This is a genomic window from Oleiphilus sp. HI0066 (assembly GCF_001635725.1).
Genome location: NZ_LWFH01001454.1, coordinates 1 through 1,055, shown reverse-complemented (window position 1 = coordinate 1,055; position 1,055 = coordinate 1). Strand labels below are relative to the sequence as shown.

Sequence of the window (1,055 nt, the reverse complement as noted above, 5' to 3'; positions counted from 1 at the left end):
TTTTCGTTTACGAAATCGTATAGCTCTTTTGCGACCTGAAGGCCCGCAGCTTGAACGCGTTCTGTCATATTTGTATTCGCCTCAACGCTTTAATTACTTAGAAAACCGCTCTCAATACCTTGATAAAAAGTCGAGAAACGTCTAAAAAAGGGGCGAAGATAGTACATGAAAATCGTTCAAATCCCAACCACTGACAACGTGCAAAGCTATTCACCATGTTAATAGTCGTTGTCATGCTAGACGCCTGAGCAGTCAGGCTTTTTGCAGCAGTGATCAAATTTTGAGCTACACTCAAATAAAACAACAATTTATCACAACAAGCTTAGAGATTAGTTTATGTCGGCAGTGACGATTACCATCGCCATTGGAAGCCTTATTTGCGCAGGTATTGCATTGATCGTATTCGTTCAGGCAAGAGAGAAGGCGCGTATTGAGCGATTACGTCTGATCATCAAACTACAAGACCGACACACCAACATTCAAAACATTCTATCTAACATGCCACCGCAGTACCTCAACCCTACTTTGAGAAAAATTCTGCACGAGCAATCCATCGAAACCATCAAAGAACTCACTAAATTCAAACCCTCGTCTAAACATGCCGGTTACATCCAAGAAGACGAGCGAGCTATAAAGGAACTCCAAGAAAACCCGAAAAAGCTTCCACCCGTTAAGGTTGACTCAACTGAGAAAGCCCGCGAGGTACGCATCATGCTGCAAAACTTATATAAGTTGCTGCATTTTTGGCGTAAAAAATCGCAGCTTTCACCTGATTTAGCCCAGCAACAGATGGCTCATGTAGGTTTTCTAGCGCGACAATCCAAGGCAGATTTATTTGCAGAGAAAGCAAAGCAAGCCGAGCTTGCAGGTAAACCGCGTGTTGCTATCCACAACTACCATAGTGCCATTGAGGTGTTAAGTGACGTATCAACGCACCCTTCTGCGATGCAAAATATTCAGGCATACAAACAAAAAATGGCAGAGCTGAATAAGAAAGCAGATCAACGTACTGAAGAGATCAATGCAAAAGCACAAGCTGAGCTTGAACAAAACGG

The 1,055-nt window shown here is 42.8% G+C and carries 1 protein-coding gene; it reads left to right on the top strand.

The features are described from left to right. Positions 1 to 336 precede the first annotated feature (336 nt). The coding region (locus tag A3738_RS22650) for a hypothetical protein (protein WP_068763866.1) at positions 337 to 1,055 on the top strand (719 nt) is incomplete at its 3' end.